The organism is Aurantiacibacter sediminis (assembly GCF_016019885.1).
Lineage (GTDB): Bacteria > Pseudomonadota > Alphaproteobacteria > Sphingomonadales > Sphingomonadaceae > Alteraurantiacibacter > Alteraurantiacibacter sediminis.
In genome coordinates, this window is sequence record NZ_JAEANY010000010.1 from 1 (window position 1) to 442 (window position 442).

The following is a 442-nucleotide window of genomic DNA, read 5'->3' on the forward strand; positions in this document are numbered from 1 at the left end:
TTGTCACCCGCCCTGCCATGACTTCGCCCGCGGAGGCCGGCCCCTATGTCCGCAAGGTGCGCAGCATCCTGCGCTCTGTCGGATCGTGCGATGGGAACCTGGCAGAGGGCTCGATGCGCGCGGACGTTAATGTCTCGGTGCGCAAGGTCGGCTCGACCGAACTCGGCACGCGGACCGAGACGAAGAACGTCAACTCGGTGCGCTTCGTGATGCAGGTGCTCGAGTTCGAGGCGAACCGCCAGGTCGATGTGCTCGAAAGCGGCGGCACGGTCGATCAGGAAACGCGCCTGTTCGATCCGGGCACCGGCACAACGCGGCCGATGCGGTCCAAAGAGGATGCGCATGATTATCGCTACTTCCCCGATCCCGACCTGCTGCCGCTGGAACTGGACGATGCCTTCCTGGAGGCATGCCGCGCCAGCCTTCCCGAACTGCCCGATGC

General features: G+C 65.2%; 1 pseudogene. It reads left to right on the forward strand.

Going from position 1 to position 442, the window contains the following annotated elements:
• Nucleotides 1-442: pseudogene (gene gatB / locus I5L03_RS13310) on the forward strand (Asp-tRNA(Asn)/Glu-tRNA(Gln) amidotransferase subunit GatB); the annotation flags it as partial.